Origin of the sequence: Mycobacterium decipiens, assembly GCF_963853665.1 — a bacterium.
Classification (GTDB): domain Bacteria; phylum Actinomycetota; class Actinomycetes; order Mycobacteriales; family Mycobacteriaceae; genus Mycobacterium; species Mycobacterium decipiens.
Genome location: NZ_OY970459.1, coordinates 776,543 through 791,624, shown reverse-complemented (window position 1 = coordinate 791,624; position 15,082 = coordinate 776,543). Strand labels below are relative to the sequence as shown.

At 67.8% G+C, this 15,082-nt stretch carries 14 protein-coding genes and 1 pseudogene; 7 read left to right on the top strand and 8 right to left on the bottom strand.

What is annotated here, in order from left to right; translation table 11 throughout:
* Window positions 1-84: 84 nt before the first annotated feature.
* Window positions 85-1,092: a nonaprenyl/(2E,6E)-farnesyl/geranylgeranyl diphosphat synthase gene (gene grcC1 / locus AADZ55_RS03660; protein ID WP_085323560.1), complete on the bottom strand. Its 1,008-nt coding sequence runs from the start codon at window positions 1,090-1,092 to the stop codon at window positions 85-87.
* Between the two features lie 21 nt (window positions 1,093-1,113).
* On the opposite strand from grcC1, the gene menJ reads away from it, so the two are divergent.
* From menJ to AADZ55_RS03645, 3 genes are all read left to right on the top strand, one after another.
* The gene (menJ, locus tag AADZ55_RS03655) at window positions 1,114-2,343 is read left to right on the top strand and encodes a menaquinone reductase (RefSeq protein ID WP_085323759.1); all 1,230 of its coding nucleotides are present in this window, start codon (window positions 1,114-1,116) and stop codon (window positions 2,341-2,343) included.
* A 112-nt stretch (window positions 2,344-2,455) separates the two neighbouring features.
* On the top strand, window positions 2,456-3,145 hold the full coding sequence (locus AADZ55_RS03650; protein WP_085323561.1) for a class I SAM-dependent methyltransferase: 690 nt from the start codon (window positions 2,456-2,458) through the stop codon (window positions 3,143-3,145).
* A gap of 32 nt (window positions 3,146-3,177) precedes the next feature.
* Entirely contained in the window at window positions 3,178-3,513 is a 336-nt protein-coding gene (locus AADZ55_RS03645; RefSeq protein ID WP_085323562.1) for a DUF732 domain-containing protein, read from the top strand.
* Here AADZ55_RS03645 and AADZ55_RS03640 read toward each other — a convergent pair.
* The 7 genes from AADZ55_RS03640 to AADZ55_RS03610 all read right to left on the bottom strand — a co-directional run bounded on the left by AADZ55_RS03640 (window position 3,510) and on the right by AADZ55_RS03610 (window position 11,234).
* A complete protein-coding gene (locus AADZ55_RS03640) occupies window positions 3,510-4,220 on the bottom strand; it encodes a demethylmenaquinone methyltransferase (protein ID WP_085323563.1) in 711 nt (236 codons plus the stop codon). The genes AADZ55_RS03645 and AADZ55_RS03640 overlap by 4 nt on opposite strands.
* A gap of 207 nt (window positions 4,221-4,427) precedes the next feature.
* Window positions 4,428-5,555 (bottom strand): glycosyltransferase family 4 protein, encoded by a 1,128-nt coding sequence (locus AADZ55_RS03635; protein ID WP_207569011.1) that lies wholly within the window; start codon window positions 5,553-5,555, stop codon window positions 4,428-4,430.
* A 69-nt stretch (window positions 5,556-5,624) separates the two neighbouring features.
* Entirely contained in the window at window positions 5,625-6,161 is a 537-nt protein-coding gene (locus AADZ55_RS03630; RefSeq protein WP_085323565.1) for a DUF3592 domain-containing protein, read from the bottom strand.
* A complete protein-coding gene (gene menD / locus AADZ55_RS03625; protein WP_085323566.1) occupies window positions 6,158-7,822 on the bottom strand; it encodes a 2-succinyl-5-enolpyruvyl-6-hydroxy-3-cyclohexene-1-carboxylic-acid synthase in 1,665 nt (554 codons plus the stop codon). Before menD ends, AADZ55_RS03630 begins: the two co-directional genes overlap by 4 nt.
* 42 nt (window positions 7,823-7,864) lie before the next feature.
* Complete coding sequence (locus AADZ55_RS03620; RefSeq protein WP_085323567.1) at window positions 7,865-8,653, bottom strand: alpha/beta fold hydrolase; 789 nt, start codon at window positions 8,651-8,653, stop codon at window positions 7,865-7,867.
* Window positions 8,650-9,567, bottom strand: coding sequence for an o-succinylbenzoate synthase (locus AADZ55_RS03615; protein WP_423202384.1), 918 nt, complete (start codon window positions 9,565-9,567; stop codon window positions 8,650-8,652). The genes AADZ55_RS03620 and AADZ55_RS03615 overlap by 4 nt, the downstream gene beginning before the upstream one ends.
* A 50-nt stretch (window positions 9,568-9,617) precedes the next feature.
* The gene (locus AADZ55_RS03610) at window positions 9,618-11,234 is read right to left on the bottom strand and encodes an amidohydrolase (protein ID WP_085323569.1); all 1,617 of its coding nucleotides are present in this window, start codon (window positions 11,232-11,234) and stop codon (window positions 9,618-9,620) included.
* A 78-nt stretch (window positions 11,235-11,312) separates the two neighbouring features.
* Here AADZ55_RS03610 and fadD8 point away from each other — a divergent pair.
* From fadD8 to AADZ55_RS03590, 4 genes and pseudogenes are all read left to right on the top strand, one after another.
* Window positions 11,313-12,922 (top strand): annotated as a pseudogene (gene fadD8 / locus AADZ55_RS03605) (fatty-acid--CoA ligase FadD8).
* A gap of 91 nt (window positions 12,923-13,013) precedes the next feature.
* Window positions 13,014-13,469 (top strand): nitroreductase/quinone reductase family protein, encoded by a 456-nt coding sequence (locus AADZ55_RS03600; RefSeq protein WP_085323571.1) that lies wholly within the window; start codon window positions 13,014-13,016, stop codon window positions 13,467-13,469.
* Between the two features lie 4 nt (window positions 13,470-13,473).
* Window positions 13,474-14,169, top strand: a complete 696-nt coding sequence (locus AADZ55_RS03595) for a hypothetical protein (RefSeq protein ID WP_085323572.1) — start codon at window positions 13,474-13,476, stop codon at window positions 14,167-14,169.
* Window positions 14,166-15,068 carry a 1,4-dihydroxy-2-naphthoyl-CoA synthase gene (locus AADZ55_RS03590; RefSeq protein ID WP_085323573.1) on the top strand — a complete coding sequence of 301 codons (903 nt, stop codon included), beginning with the start codon at window positions 14,166-14,168 and terminating at the stop codon, window positions 15,066-15,068. The genes AADZ55_RS03595 and AADZ55_RS03590 overlap by 4 nt, the downstream gene beginning before the upstream one ends.
* Window positions 15,069-15,082: the final 14 nt, after the last annotated feature.

Sequence of the window (15,082 nt, the reverse complement as noted above, 5' to 3'; positions counted from 1 at the left end):
AGTCTGCATCCTCCTACGAGCACCCCGGCTTGCCGATTACACCCTAGTCAACGCCCGAGATCACCCGCCAGGTTCCGGACCGCATCAGCCGTGCCGCTTCACCGTGTAGTCCACCAGTGCCGCCAGCGCACGCCGACCCGGGACGTGGGGCAGCAAGTCCAGCTCGTGACGCGCCTGGGCCGCATACTGCGCCAGGACGTCTTTGGCCTTGGCCATACCCGGCGACGCCCGCAACAGCGTCAACGCCTCGCGCACCTCGGCGTCGTCGTGGACTGGCCCGGCCAACAACGCACGCAACCGGGCGCCATCGGGCCCGGCTTCGGCCAGCGCGTAGAGCATCGGAAGGGTGTGCACGCCTTCGCGCACATCGGTGCCGGGCACCTTCCCCGACTCGTCAGGCTCGCTGTCGATGTCGATGATGTCGTCGGCGATCTGAAACGCCGTGCCCACCACACCGCCCAGGCGGCTCAGCCGGTGGACCTGATCCTCGTCGGCGCCGGAGAACATCGCGCCTAGCCGGCCGGCCGCGCCGATCAAGCTGCCGGTCTTCTCATGGACCACCTTCAGGTACTGCTCGATCGAATCCGCACCCGCGGGAACTCCGCGGGTCTCGCGCATCTGGCCGGTCACCAGCTGAGCGAACGTGTCGGCAATGATCCGCACCGCCTCCGGTCCCAGCCGCGCCACCAGCCGCGACGCCGCCGCCAACAGGTAGTCGCCGGCCAGGATCGCGACGTTGTTACCCCACCGCGCGTTGACACTGGGTGCCCCGCGGCGGACCTCTGCCTCGTCCATCACGTCGTCGTGGTAGAGCGTCGCCAGGTGGATCATCTCGACGACCGCGCCGGCAATCGTCACTTCGGCGGCGTCCGGCTCCGGCCCGATCTGCGCCGCCAGCACCGTGAACAGCGGGCGGAACCGCTTGCCGCCGGCCTTGAACAGGTGCAGCAGCGAATCGGTCATCACGTCGTCGCTATTGCGCAGCTCGGTATCGATGAGTTGCTCGACCCGCGCGACGCCAGCACGCACGGTCGCGGCAAAGGCCGCGTCACCGAAGTCAACGCCCGCCACCACCGTCGCCGGAGTCCTCACCCGACCAACATACTGGTGAGTGTGCAGACCACCGCCCGCAGAGCCGACGTGGTCGTCGTGGGCGCCGGACCGGCCGGGGCAGCGGCGGCTACCTGGGCGGCCCGCGCGGGCCGCGACGTGCTCGTCATCGACGCCGCCAGCTTCCCCCGCGACAAGGCTTGCGGCGACGGGCTGACACCGCGCGCGATCGCCGAGCTGGAACGACTGGGACTGCGCGAGTGGCTGACCGGGCGCATCCGGCATCACGGACTGCGGATCAGCGGATTCGGCGCCGAGTTGGAAGTGCCCTGGCCCGGTCCGTCCTTTCCGTCGTATGGCAGCGCGGTGGCCCGTCTCGAGCTGGACGACCGGATCCGAAAAGTTGCCGAAGACTCCGGGGCTCGGATGCTGCTCGGGACCAAAGCCGTTGGCGTTCATCATGATTCATCCAGACGGGTGGTATCGCTAATCCTGGCTGACGGCACCGAGGTGGGCTGCCGGCAGCTGATCGTTGCCGACGGCGCACGGTCGCCGCTGGGCCGCAAGCTGGGCCGGCGCTGGCATCGGGAGACCGTGTACGGCGTCGCGGTGCGCGGGTACCTGAGCAGCCCGCGCAGCGCCGACCCCTGGCTGACGTCACATCTGGAACTGCGCTCCCCCGACGGCGCCGTGCTGCCCGGCTACGGCTGGATCTTCCCGCTGGGCAACGGCGAGGTGAACATCGGCGTGGGAGCGTTGTCGACGTCCAAGCGGCCGGCGGATCTGGCGCTGCGGCCACTGATCTCCTACTACACCGACCTGCGCCGCGACGAATGGGGCTTTACCGGCGAGCCGAGAGCGGTTTCGTCGGCGCTGCTGCCGATGGGCGGCGCGGTTTCGGGGGTAGCCGGGCCCAACTGGATGCTGATCGGCGACGCCGCGGCGTGCGTCAACCCGCTCAACGGCGAGGGCATCGACTACGGGTTGGAGACCGGACGGCTAGCCGCCGAACTGCTTGATTCCGGTAATCCGTCGCGGCTGTGGCCGTCGCTGCTTGCCGACCACTACGCTCGCGGCTTCTCGGTGGCGCGCCGGCTCGCGTTGTTGCTGACCTTCCAACGGTTCCTGCCCGCGACCGGACCGATCACGATGCGCTCCACGGCGCTGATGAACATCGCCGTGCGGGTGATGTCCAATCTGGTCACCGACGACGACCGCGACTGGGTGGCACGGGCGTGGCGTGGCAGCGGTCGATTGTCCCGGCTGGTCGATCGACGACCGCCGTTCAACTGAGCCGTCGAAGCGAAATGCGTTACCTGGTGGTGTTCGCCGCCAGCCCAGGAAGCCCTGTGACGGTATATCAACCTTATTGACATATATCAGGGTAGTTGATATATCATGAGGCATGACTGAATCGCTGGATCTCGAGTTCGAATCCGCCTACCGCGGTGAATCCGCCCAGTTCGGGGCGGGTGTCCGCCCCCCATGGAGCATCAACGAACCACAGCCCGAACTCGCCGCCCTGATCGAGCAGGGCAGGTTTCACGGCGACGTCCTCGACGTGGGCTGCGGAGAAGCCGCCATTTCGCTGGCCCTGGCCGAACGGGGGCATAGCACCGTCGGATTGGACCTCTCGCCCACCGCCATCGAGCTGGCTTGGCGCGAAGCGGAAAAGCGCGGCCTGCCCAACGCCAGCTTCGCGGTGGCCGACATCAGCGATTTCACCGACTACCCGCCAGGATCTGCCGGTCGGTTCGACACAATCGTGGACAGCACGCTGTTCCACTCGATGCCGGTGCAGGCCCGGGAGGGCTATCAGCGATCGATCGTGCGTGCCGCGGCACCTGGCGCGTCCTACTTCGTGTTGGTGTTCGACCGGGCGGCGATACCCGAGGGGCCAATCAATGCGGTCACCAAAGACGAGCTGCGGGCGGTGGTATCCAAGTACTGGATCATCGATGAGATCAAGCCCGCCCGCCTGTACGCGAGGCTCCCGGACGGCTGGGGCGGAATTCCCGCCCCCCTGGATGTCCGCGACGAGCCCAACGGGCTGAAATCGGTCGGCGGCTGGCTGCTGTCGGCCCATCTGGGCTGAGAGCAAACCCCCCGAGGCGTATAGTCCGACTAATGAAAGGCACGAAGCTGGCCGTTCTCGCCAGCATGGCGGTGGTTGCCATCGGGCTGGCGGCCCCGGCGCGGGCCGACGACTACGACGCCCCCTTCAACAACACGATCCACCGCTTCGGGATCTATGGGCCGCAGGACTACAACGCGTGGCTTGCCAAGATCAGCTGCGAACGGCTGACCAGGGGCGTTGACGGCGATGCGTACAAGTCGGCTACTTTCTTGCAGCGCAACCTGCCGCGCGGAACCACCCAGGGCCAGGCGTTTCAGTTCCTGGGCGCCGCGATCGACCACTACTGCCCCGAGCATATGGGCGTCCTGCAACGGGCTGGCACCTAGGTTTCCTTACCCGGCACCGCGGTGGGCTTGTATCCGGCGTGCAAGGCCACGATGCCGCCGGTCAGGTTGCGCCAACGCACCTCCGACCACCCGGCCCGCGAAATCTGGTGCGCCAGCGCCGCCTGGTCGGGCCAGGCCCTGATCGACTCCGCGAGGTACTCGTAGGCCTCGGGGTTGCTGGACACCGCTCGCGCCACCCGAGGCAGCGCCTGCATCAGATATTCCTTGTAGACGGTGGCGAACAACGAACTTGTGGGCGTGGAGAATTCGCACACCAGTAATCGGCCGCCGGGCCGGGTGACACGGGCCATCTCACGCAGCGCCGCTTGCTGGTCGGCGACGTTTCGCAGCCCGAAACTTATGGTGACCGCATCGAACACGCCATCGGCAAACGGCAGCTGAGTGGCGTCACCGGCGACCTTCGGAACCTTGCGCGCACCACCCGCCGCGAGCATGCCGACCGAGAAATCGGCAGCAACACACCACGCTCCGGACTTGGTGAGCTCCACCGTGGACACCGCGGTGCCCGCGGCCAGGTCCAGAACCCGTTCGCCGGGTCCGATTCGCAGCGCCGACCGGGTGGCTCGCCGCCAGTACCGGTCCTGGCCCAGCGACAACACCGTATTGGTCAGGTCATACCTGCGGGCGACATCGTCGAACATCGACGCAATATCTCGGGGATCCTTGTCGAGGGCGGCGCGACTCACAGCGTCGACGCTACCCCGCGCGCCCGACGATGCGGGCCGCACTGGGGCCCGAGGAGGAGGCGCGCCATCAGCCACCGCGCCCGACGATGCGGGCCGCACTGGGGCCCGAGGAGGAGGCGCGCCATCAGCCACCGCGCCCGACGATGCGGGCCGCACTGGGGCCCGAGGCGAAGGCGCGCCGACGATGCGGGCGGGCGGGAATCGGGGCTAGGCCGCCTGAGCCCTGTCGACCCCTAGCACCGCGTAGTAATGGCCGAGCAGCTCGTCGCAGATCACCGGCCAGCTGCGGCCCAGCACACTGCGCCGGGCGGCAAGCGAGTAACGCTGGCGTTGGTGGACCAGGTGGGCCACAGCGGCGGGAAGCCGATCCTCGAACTCGCCGACAGCCAACAGCAGCCCGGTGCGGTGCGGGGTTACCAGATCACGCGGTCCGCCGGCGTCGGGGGCGATCACCGGCAAACCCGACGCCAACGCCTCCTGCACGACCTGGCAAAACGTCTCGTGCTCACCGGAATGGACGAAGACGTCCATGCTGGCATACGCCTCAGCGAGCTCTTCGTCATACAGCGCGCCGGTGAAAACCGCTGTGGGCATTGCTGATTGCAATTTGCGCCGGTCGATGCCGTCGCCGACGATGACTAGCCGCACTGCGCCGGAGGCTGCCAGACCCGTGAGCCGGTCAACATGCTTCTCCGGCGCAAGCCGGCCCACAAAGCCGACGATGGGCTTGCCGTCCGGCGACCACCGTCGCCGCAGCGCCTCGTTTCGCGCCGATGGCACGAACCTTTGCACGTCCACCCCGCGCGCCCATCGATGTACCCGCGGAATACCTTGAGCAACCAGGGATTCCACCGTTGCAGTGGATGGTGCCAGGGTGCGGTCGGCCAGGCCGTGCAGGTGGCGGAACCACGCCCACGCCGCTCGTGCTGTCATCGGAATGCCGTAGCTTGACGCGAAACCCGGGACATCGGTTTGGTAGACCGCGACGGTAGGCACCCCCAGCCGGCGAGCGGCTCGTAGTCCCCCGTAGCCCAGCAGCGCAGGCGAAGCCAGATGCACGACGTCGGGATCGAATCCGCGCAGCACTCTCAGCATTCGCAGGGTGGGCACGCCGAGCGGCAACGTGGTCACCTTTGGGAACATCCGCGACGGCACCCGATGCACCCGGGTCCCGCCGTGAATTCGCTCGGCGCGGGATTCACCCGGCGGCGTGTCGGGCGCAATCACGAGGGCCTCATGACCGGTTCGACGCAAATGCTCGAGTACCCGTATCACCGAGTTGCTGACACCGTTGACATGGGGGAGGAACGACTCGGCGACGATCGCAACACGCACGACACCATGGTGCCAGCGCAGGCTGTCGAAACCGTTGCGTCCGGGCATACGGCGTGCGAACTCCTGCTGCTAGACGGTTGCGGACGCCGACTGGTTCGCCACGCTCTTCGACTTTTCGCGACGTTGGAGCCGCTTGTCCAGCATCGTTAGCACGACCAGCGCGACCGCCGAGATCAGCCAGGCCACCACCGCGATGGACCCGGCGGGGATAATGGCCAGCCCGGCGTTGCGGTGCTGCACTCGGACCAGGTTGGGATCCCTTTTGTTGTACTCGACGTAAATCCGCATGCCCGTGGATAATTCGGACGGATACAGCACACCGAGTTCGGGCCGGTAAGTGACCCGCTCTGGTGTGACGAACTCGATCGTCGAGCGCCGTGGCCCGGCGCTGAGCACTTCGGCCTGCGCGACCCCCATATTGCGTTGGATCGCAAGGTCATTGCGCCACGCACCAGCCACCAGCAGCACCGACTGAAGCGTGACCAAACCGGTCACGATCAGGACCGCGATTCGTACCCAGCGCAGCACGATCCTGGGTCGAGAGTTCCGCAGTTCATTACTGCGGCCATGAATCAGGATGCACAGCACCGATTTCGGTGATATCACAGAGCAGCCTTGATGGCGGCGTGTAATTGTCGCAACGACGACCGGTCCGCCTTGACCTCCAGCACGCGCACGCCGGCGCCGTGTTCGTCAAGGGCCGCGGCCAGCTCGTCGACTTCGATCTGCCGGCTCTCCACGTGATAGGCGCGACACAGCGCGCCCACGTCGACGTCGTGCGGGGTGCCGAAGATCCGCGATGACACGTCGGAGAACCTCGGGTCACCCTGCTCGAGCAGTTCGAAGATGCCGCCCCCGTTGTCGTTGGACACCACGATGGTCAGTTGCCGCGGTACCGGTTCGGTCGGCCCGATCAACAGCCCGGAGCTGTCGTGGACGAACGTCAGGTCGCCGATCAACGCGATGGTGCGAGGCGGGCTGTGCGGGCTGCCGGTGCGCTCGTGGGCGCCCTCATAAGCCAAAGCCGCTCCGATCGCGGTGGACACGGTGCCGTCGATACCGGCGACCCCACGGTTGGACCGCACCCGGATGCCATGGGTGTCCAGGCCGGCCAAGGCCATATCCCGCACCGGGTTGGATGCTCCGAGAACCAGCTGGTCACCGGGCCGCAGCGCGTCCGACACCGCCGCCGCCACATGCAGCCCGGTGGTCAGCGGGTGCGCTGCGAGCTGCCCCCGAACCGCGGCGACCGCGTGCCGGTTCATCTGGGCACAGCGGTCCAGCCACGCCGGGCGGGATGCGCCGGTGGTGACCGCCCGAGAGCCGGTGGCCTGCGAGTTGCCCGAGACGTCCGGCCAGCGGGGACCGGTTGTCAACGCGAATACCGGCACTTCTGGGTCGGCCAGCAACGCCGACACCGGACGATGCAGTGTCGGACGGCCCAGCATGATCACCTGCTGGGGGCGCAGCAGCGGAAGCGCTAGCGGGTGCAGCGGGTTGGTCCCGAACGGGGGCGCCGTCGGTTCCGCGACGGTCGGCAACTCCGCCAGGTTGGGGTGCACGCCGGCGCCGTGCCCGGAGATCACCACGGTGTCGACCGACAGGTCGATGTCCAGTGGCTGGTCGAATGTGACCGGCGGTGAGTAGGTCCACGGCTTACCGTCCGGCCGGCCCTGCGGGGTGGCGGCGCCGCGGGGTTCGGGATCCGGCACCAGCGGTTCGCGCAGCGGGATGTCGAAGTGCACCGGGCCGGCGTTGGCGGTGCGAGCACCGGTGGCGGCCGCCAACACCCGGCAAGTGGCCGATCGCCAGGTCGCGTTGTGGGCCGCCATCCTTTCGGGCGCGTCCTCGGCCAGGCCCAGGCTGATGGTGGCGCGGACCTGGGTGCCGAAATAGCCCAGCTGCTCCATGGTCTGGTTGGCGCCGGTGCCCAGCAGCTCATAGGGCCGGTTGGCCGATAGCACGATCAGCGGTACCCGCGCGTAGTTGGCCTCCACCACTGCCGGACCGAGGTTGGCCACGGCGGTGCCCGACGTCATCGCGACACACACCGGTGCGCCCGCCCCGACCGCCAGCCCGATCGCCAGGTAGCCGGCGGTGCGTTCGTCAATGCGAACGTGCAACCGGACGCGGCCGGACCGGTCGGCGTCCTGCAACGCGAACGCCAGCGGCGCGTTGCGCGAGCCGGGACACAACACCACGTCGCGGACGCCACCGCGGATCAGCTCGTCGACGACGACGCGCGCCTGTGTCGTCGAGGGGTTCACCAGTACAGGGTGTCACAACCGGACACCGTCGCCGGGCCGCGTTCAGGCGGTGACGCTGGCGAAGAACTTCAGCATCGCCGTGTTGACGGCTTCCGGCCGCTCGAAGAACCCGAGATGACCGGTGTCAGGTATTTGCAGGTAGCGACCGTTGGGCAGGGCTTCGGCGACCTCCCTACCCAGGTACGACGGTGTCACCACGTCGTCGGCGAACCCGATCACCAGCACCGGCGCGGCAATGTTGCGGTAGGCGGGCAGCCGGTTCGTCTGCGGAGCGCAATCCAACTGGCAGCGCAGCCCGGGGGTGGACTTGATCGGCCACATGCTGAACATCGCGATCCAGTCGCCGACGGCCGCGTCATCGCTGAGCGTCTTGCCGGAAAAGTTCTCCAGTAGGCGAGTTCTCGCGTCGTATGCGGCCGGCAGCTGGATACCGGCGTCAAGGAGTTCGGCCTCGGCCGTGTTGAAGAACTGACGAGCGCGGTCCAGGCGGCCACGAGTGGCCATCAGCACCGCCGAGCTGACCAGCTCAGGCCGGACCACCATGAGTTCCTGCGCGATGAACGCGCCCATCGATACCCCGACGACGCGTGCCGGAGCGATGTCGAGGGCCTCGATCAGCGCCGCGGTGTCGGCGACCATGGTTTGCGTGGTGAAGCCTTCGGCGTTCTCGGTGGCGCCGATGCCCCGATTGTCGAAGGTGATGCACCGATATCCTGCCGCCAGGAAGGCCGGAAGTTGATGGGGGTGCCAGGTGCGTCCGGCACCCCCGCGACCGGCGATAAAGAGAACCGGGTCACCGGTCCCTTTGTCGTCGTAAGCCAGGTTGATCACCCGAACGACGGTACAAGCAACGGGTAGCAGGCCTTAACCCGGTCGATCCACCACTGCCGCCGGTCCGGCGGTGCGCCCAGAACCTGCAGCCGCGCCGGGTCGGGCGTCACCGGCACAACCGGTAGAAATCCGTCGATGGGTACGGCGGGTTCGGCCACGTCCTCAGCAAACAGCCCGCCGGTGCCGAGCCCGCACGCGTGGTGGAGTTCCGGTAGGGCCGCGGCGGCGGTCAGGCCCGCGGCGATTCCGACCGCGGAATCGAGCGCGCTGGAGACCACGACCGGGGCGGCGATCCGCGCTGCGATGTCGAGCACCGTCCAAACACCGCCCAGCGGAGCGACTTTCAGCACCGCGATATCGGCGGCGTGGGCGCGGACAACGGCCAAGGGATCCTCGGCCTTGCGGATGCTTTCGTCGGCGGCGATCGGTACATCGACCCGCCGGCGCAACTCGGCGAGCTCGGCTACGCTGGCGCAGGGTTGTTCGAGGTACTCCAGCGGGCCGTCGGCGGTCAGGGCGGCGGCCGCGGTTACCGCCTCGGCGACACTCCAGCCGCCGTTGGCGTCCACCCGTACCGTGGGGACCAGTTCCCGCACGGCGTTGACCCGGTCGACGTCGTCGACCAGCCGCTGCCCAGGTTCGGCCACCTTCACTTTGGCCGTCCGGGCACCGGGAAACCGGGCCAGCACCTCGCCCACCCGGGCGGCGGCAACGGCCGGCACGGTGGCGTTGATCGGGACATGGTTGCGCCGTACCGGCGGCGGCGAACGATAGGCACCCTCGATCGCCGACGCCAGCCACGCGGACGCCTCCGCGGCGTGGTACTCGACGAACGCGCCGAACTCGCCCCAACCGGCCGGACCTTCGATCAAGGCCACTTCACGGGTGGTGATGCCGCGGAAGCGGACCCGCATCGGCAGTGCCACCACATACAGGCGGTCCAGCAGGTCGTCCAGCGGGGGTATCACCGCCGGTAAACCTGGCGGCCGGCCAGAAAGGTCGCCCGCACCGCCAGATCGGCGATCTGCTCCGGCGGCACCGTCCGGGGATCCGCGGACAGCACCACCAGGTCCGCGTACTTGCCGACCTGAAGCGAGCCGATCACGTCGTCGGCGAACAGCTGCCAGGCGGCGTCTATGGTCTGCGCGCGAATCGCCTGCTCGACCGTCAGGCGCTCCTCCGGGGCGAGCACCCGGCCGCTCGGTGCCACCCGGGTCGCGGCCACGCTGATGTTGCGCAACGGCTCCTCCGGGGTGACCGGTGGGTCGTTGTGCAACGAGATGCGGAGGCCAGCGGCCACCGCCGACCCAGCCGGCATCCAACGCGACCCGCGCTCTGGACCGAACAGACCGTCGACGATCACATCGCCCCAGTAGTGGATCTGGTCGACGAAGATGCTGCAGGTGACGCCGAGGTCGGCGGCCCGCCGGAGTTGGTCGGGCCGGATGGCCCCCACGTGTTCGAGCCGTAGCCGGTGATCGTCACGAGGATTGCGACGCAGCGCCTCCTCGTAGACGTCGAGGATGGTGTCCACGCCGCGGTCACCATGCACGTGACAGGCGATCTGCCAGCCTCGCGGGAAGTAGGCCCCGACGATTTCAGCCAGCTGTTCACGGGTGTAGTTGGCGCACCCGCAGGAGCCGGGCGGGATACCGACGGCGCGGGTGGCCGGGGTGTCCAGGTAGGGAAAGGTCAGATCGATATTGCCGATCCAGGGTGAGCCGTCCACCCAGATCTTGATGCCCACCTGGCGCAACATGTCGTCGCCAGCACCGGGTGTCGCGTCGGTGGACAGCTGCGCATTTGAGATCTCGTAGGTGTACAGCCGGACCGTCAGCTCGTCGCGCAGCCGCTCGACCAACGGCCTGGCCCCCGGGTCAAAAGCCATCTCCGAGCAGGTGGTCAGCCCGGCCCGGTTGAGCCGGGCGCACTCGGCGCGCAGCATGGCGCCGAAGTTGGCGGGGTCGGCTACCCCGGCCAGCATCGGCAGAATCGCGCCGGCTTCCTCGGCGCTGCCGTCGAGGTCACCATTGGCGTCGCGGCCGTACTTCGCGCCCTTGGGATCCGGGGTGTCCCGGGTTAGGCCATTGAGCCTGGCGGCGTGCGAGTTGAAGTAGGCCTTGTGTCCGGAGTTGTGGACGATCACCAACGGTCCGTCCGGCGCGATGCCGTCGAGCCAGGTCAGTGTCGGCTCGACAAGCCCGGACTGCAGCAGCGGATCCCAGCCGACGAGGTAGGCACCGGCCGGTCCGCGCCCCTCGACCTCGCGGCGGATCGCGGCAACCACGTCGTCCGGGTCGCGCATTGTCACCGGACGGATGTCGACGATCCGGTCCGAGAGCACGACCGCCTCCAACAGCGGATGGCCATGTGCCTCAACGAATCCCGGCATGACACAACCGGCGCCCAAATCGATGACCCGGGTATCGGCGCCGACCAGGCCGGCAACATCGGACCAGTCGCCAACGGCGATGATCCGGCCGTCGGCGACGGCAATCGCTTCGGCCGTTGGCCGCGCGTCGTCAACGGTGAGCGCGGTTCCGGTCATGACTATTTCAGCTACGGGGTCTGAATCGGCCATGGGCTCCAAGCGTAGTGATCGCCGAGGTGGCTAAGGGTACGGCAGACCCGAATTTGCAACACGTTCTAGTCTTGCCACATGAGTGACGAGCTGTTGCGCAACCCGACCCACAACGGCCATCTGCTGGTGGGCGCGCTCAAGCGCCACCGCGACAAGCCGGTGCTGTACCTCGGCGACACCACCCTGACCGGTGGCCAGCTGGCCGACCGGATCAGCCAGTACATCCAGGCGTTCGAGGCCCTGGGCGCCGGCGCCGGGGTGGCGGTCGGTCTGCTGTCGCTCAACCGTCCCGAAGTTTTGATGATCATCGGCGCCGGACAGGCCCGGGGTTATCGGCGCACCGCGCTGCACCCACTGGGCTCGCTGGACGACCATGCCTACGTTCTGTCCGACGCCGGCATTAGCTCGCTGATCATCGACCCCAACCCGATGTTCGTCGAGCGCGCGCTGGGTTTGCTGGAAAGGGTTGACTCGCTGCGCCAGATTCTGACCATCGGTCCAGTGCCGGATGGCCTGTTAGGCCTAGGAGACCGCGCGGTCGACCTGGCGGGCCAGGCCGCCACCTACGAGCCGCAGCCGTTGGTGGCCGCCGACCTGCCACCGGACCAGGTGATCGGCCTGACCTATACCGGTGGTACCACCGGCAAGCCCAAGGGCGTAATGGGCACCGCGCAGTCGATCGCCACCATGACCTCGATCCAACTCGCCGAATGGGAGTGGCCGGCCAACCCGCGGTTCTTGATGTGCACCCCGCTGTCGCACGCCGGCGCGGCGTTTTTCACGCCCACCCTGATCAAGGGCGGCGAGATGATCGTGCTGGCCAAGTTCGACCCGGCCGAGGTACTGAGAATTATTGAGGAGCAACGTATTACGGCAACCATGCTGGTGCCGTCGATGCTGTACGCGCTGCTGGACCACCCGGATTCACACACCCGGGACTTGTCGTCGCTGCAGACCGTCTACTACGGCGCTTCGGCGATCAACCCGGTGCGTCTCGCCGAGGCGATCCGGCGGTTCGGCCCGATCTTCGCCCAGTACTACGGGCAGTCCGAGGCGCCGATGGTGATCACCTATCTGGCCAAGAGCGATCACGACGAGAAGCGGCTGACTTCGTGCGGGCGACCGACGCTGTTCGCCCGCGTCGCGTTGCTGGGCCAGGACGGTAAGCCGGTGCCCCAGGGTGAGCCGGGCGAAATCTGTGTCGGCGGACCGTTGTTGGCCGGTGGCTACTGGCAGCTACCGGACGAGACGTCGCGAACCTTCAAAGATGGGTGGCTGCACACCGGCGACATGGCCCGTGAGGACGAGGACGGCTTCTACTACATCGTCGACCGGGTCAAGGACATGATCGTCACCGGCGGCTTCAACGTTTTCCCCGGGAAGTCGAGGACGTTGTCGCCGAGCATCCGGCCGTCGCGCAGGTGTGCGTGGTCGGCGCGCCGGACGAGAAGTGGGGCGAGGCCGTCACCGCGGTGGTGGTGCTGCGCGCCGACGCGGCCCGTGATGACGCCGCGATCGAGACCATGACCGCACAGATCCAGGGGGCGGTCAAGGAACGCAAGGGATCGGTACAGTCGCCCAAGCGAGTGGTGGTCGTCGACTCGCTACCGTTGACCGGGCTGGGCAAGCCGGACAAGAAGGCCGTGCGCGCACGATTCTGGGCGGGCGCCGGCCGCGCCGTGGGCTAGCTCGCTGGCCGAGCGTCACGCCAGCGTGACGCTGCTGGGCCCAGGGTCACGCTGGCGTGACGCTCGAAAAGCGGTGACTACTGTGACAGGCATGGGACAAGCCGAGCCAATCAAGCCGCCCTGGTGGCTCAAGCCGCTCAACAAGGTATTCATCGCGATGTCGCGGCTTGGCCTGAGCGTCGGGGGGGAAAGCCCGGTGGTGTTGACCGCACCCGGCCGCAGATCCGGCACTCCGCACTCGACGCCGGTGACACCGATGACCGTGGCCGGCAAACGGTATGTCGTGGGCGGCTTCCCGGGTGCGGATTGGGTGCGAAACGTCCGGGCCGCAAGCGAAGTCACGCTGGCCCGCGGCCGTAGGCATGAGCGCGTCCGGATGGTGGAGCTGTCCGCCCGGGAGGCTCGGCCGCTGCTACGGGTGTGGCCCAGTGAGGTACCCACCGGCGTCGGTTTCATGAAGCGATCCGGGCTGATCAACGACGGGAGCCCGGAGGAGTTCGAGGCGCTGGCCGGGATCTGTCCGGTCTTCCGTTGCGACCCGGTCTAGTCCAATGAGGCGTGCGCTACTGGTGGTTCCGCTGCTGGTGGCCGCCTGCGTGATGATGCTGCCGACGCCGCGGTCCTCGGCCGACGCGGGCTGCGCGCCGGGCGGCAACCCTCCCCCAGCGCAGGTGGCCGAACGACAGGTCGGGGATCTCGACGGCGACGGCCGGCCGGACACCTTGTGGATCGGGATCTTTCGGGGGGCCGACGGCGCCACCGAACGACTCGTCGGGATCACCACTGCCAGCGGGGCCAACAGCGAGGTACAGATCTCGTCGGCAAGCCCAATACCGCTACGCGCCATGGCCATTGACGCTCAACAGAACGGCAATCACCAGGTCATTGTCAGCGACGGCCGCAGCGCGCAGCTGTATGTGTTCGCCGATTGCCGGCTGCAAACCGTTGTCGACAGTCACTACCGCAGGCCGTTCCTTTTCGACCTGGAGGATCTGGCGGGCCACGGCACCGGGATCGGTTGCAGTGATCTCGGCGACGGCCGCCACCTGGTCGGCCTGCAGGCTCTAGCGGAGAACGGCCGGTGGACAATCCACCGTACCGAGATCGACCTCAGCGGTACCCTGGCAACCATCGGGCGCTCCGACACCCTGACGGCTACGTCCGCGCAGGACCCGGTGGTGACCTCCGCGCAAACGATCAGCTGCGGCGATCTCACCATCGACCAGGACGGAGTTGGAGAACCTTGAGTGACAACCCCTTTGATGCCACCCAGTGGCGACCTGTCGAGGGTTTCGACGATCTGACCGACACCACCTACCACCGCCACGTCGCCGACGCCACGGTGCGGGTGGCGTTCGACCGTCCCGACGTTCGCAATGCGTTTCGGCCGCACACCGTCGACGAGCTGTATCGCGTGCTCGACCACGCACGGATGTCGCCCGATGTGGGAGTGGTGCTGCTGACCGGCAACGGACCATCGCCGAAGGACGGCGGCTGGGCATTTTGCTCCGGCGGCGATCAACGAATTCGCGGACGCAGCGGCTACCAATACGCCTCCGGAGCGACCGCGGACACGGTCGATGCCGCCCGCGCCGGCCGGTTACACGTCTTGGAGGTGCAGCGGCTGATTCGGTTCATGCCCAAGGTGGTCATCTGCCTGGTCAACGGCTGGGCGGCCGGTGGAGGACACAGCCTGCACGTGGTCTGCGACCTCACCCTGGCCAGCCGCGAGCACGCCCGCTTCAAACAGACCGACGCCGACGTCGGCAGCTTCGACGGCGGCTATGGCAGCGCCTATCTGGCCCGTCAGGTGGGCCAGAAGTTCGCCCGTGAGATCTTCTTCCTGGGCCGCCCCTACACCGCCGAGCAGATGCACCGGATGGGCGCGGTCAACGCCGTGGTCGAACACGCCGAGCTGGAAAAGGTGGGCCTGGATTGGGCGGCGGAAATCAACGCCAAATCACCTCAGGCGCAGCGGATGCTGAAGTTCGCGTTCAATCTGCTCGACGACGGGCTGGTGGGCCAGCAGCTGTTCGCCGGTGAAGCCACCCGGCTGGCATACATGACCGACGAGGCCGTCGAGGGCCGTGACGCGTTCCTGCAGAAGCGTCCCCCTGACTTCAGCCCGTTCCCGCGCTACTTCTGAGCGGCCACCGGCTC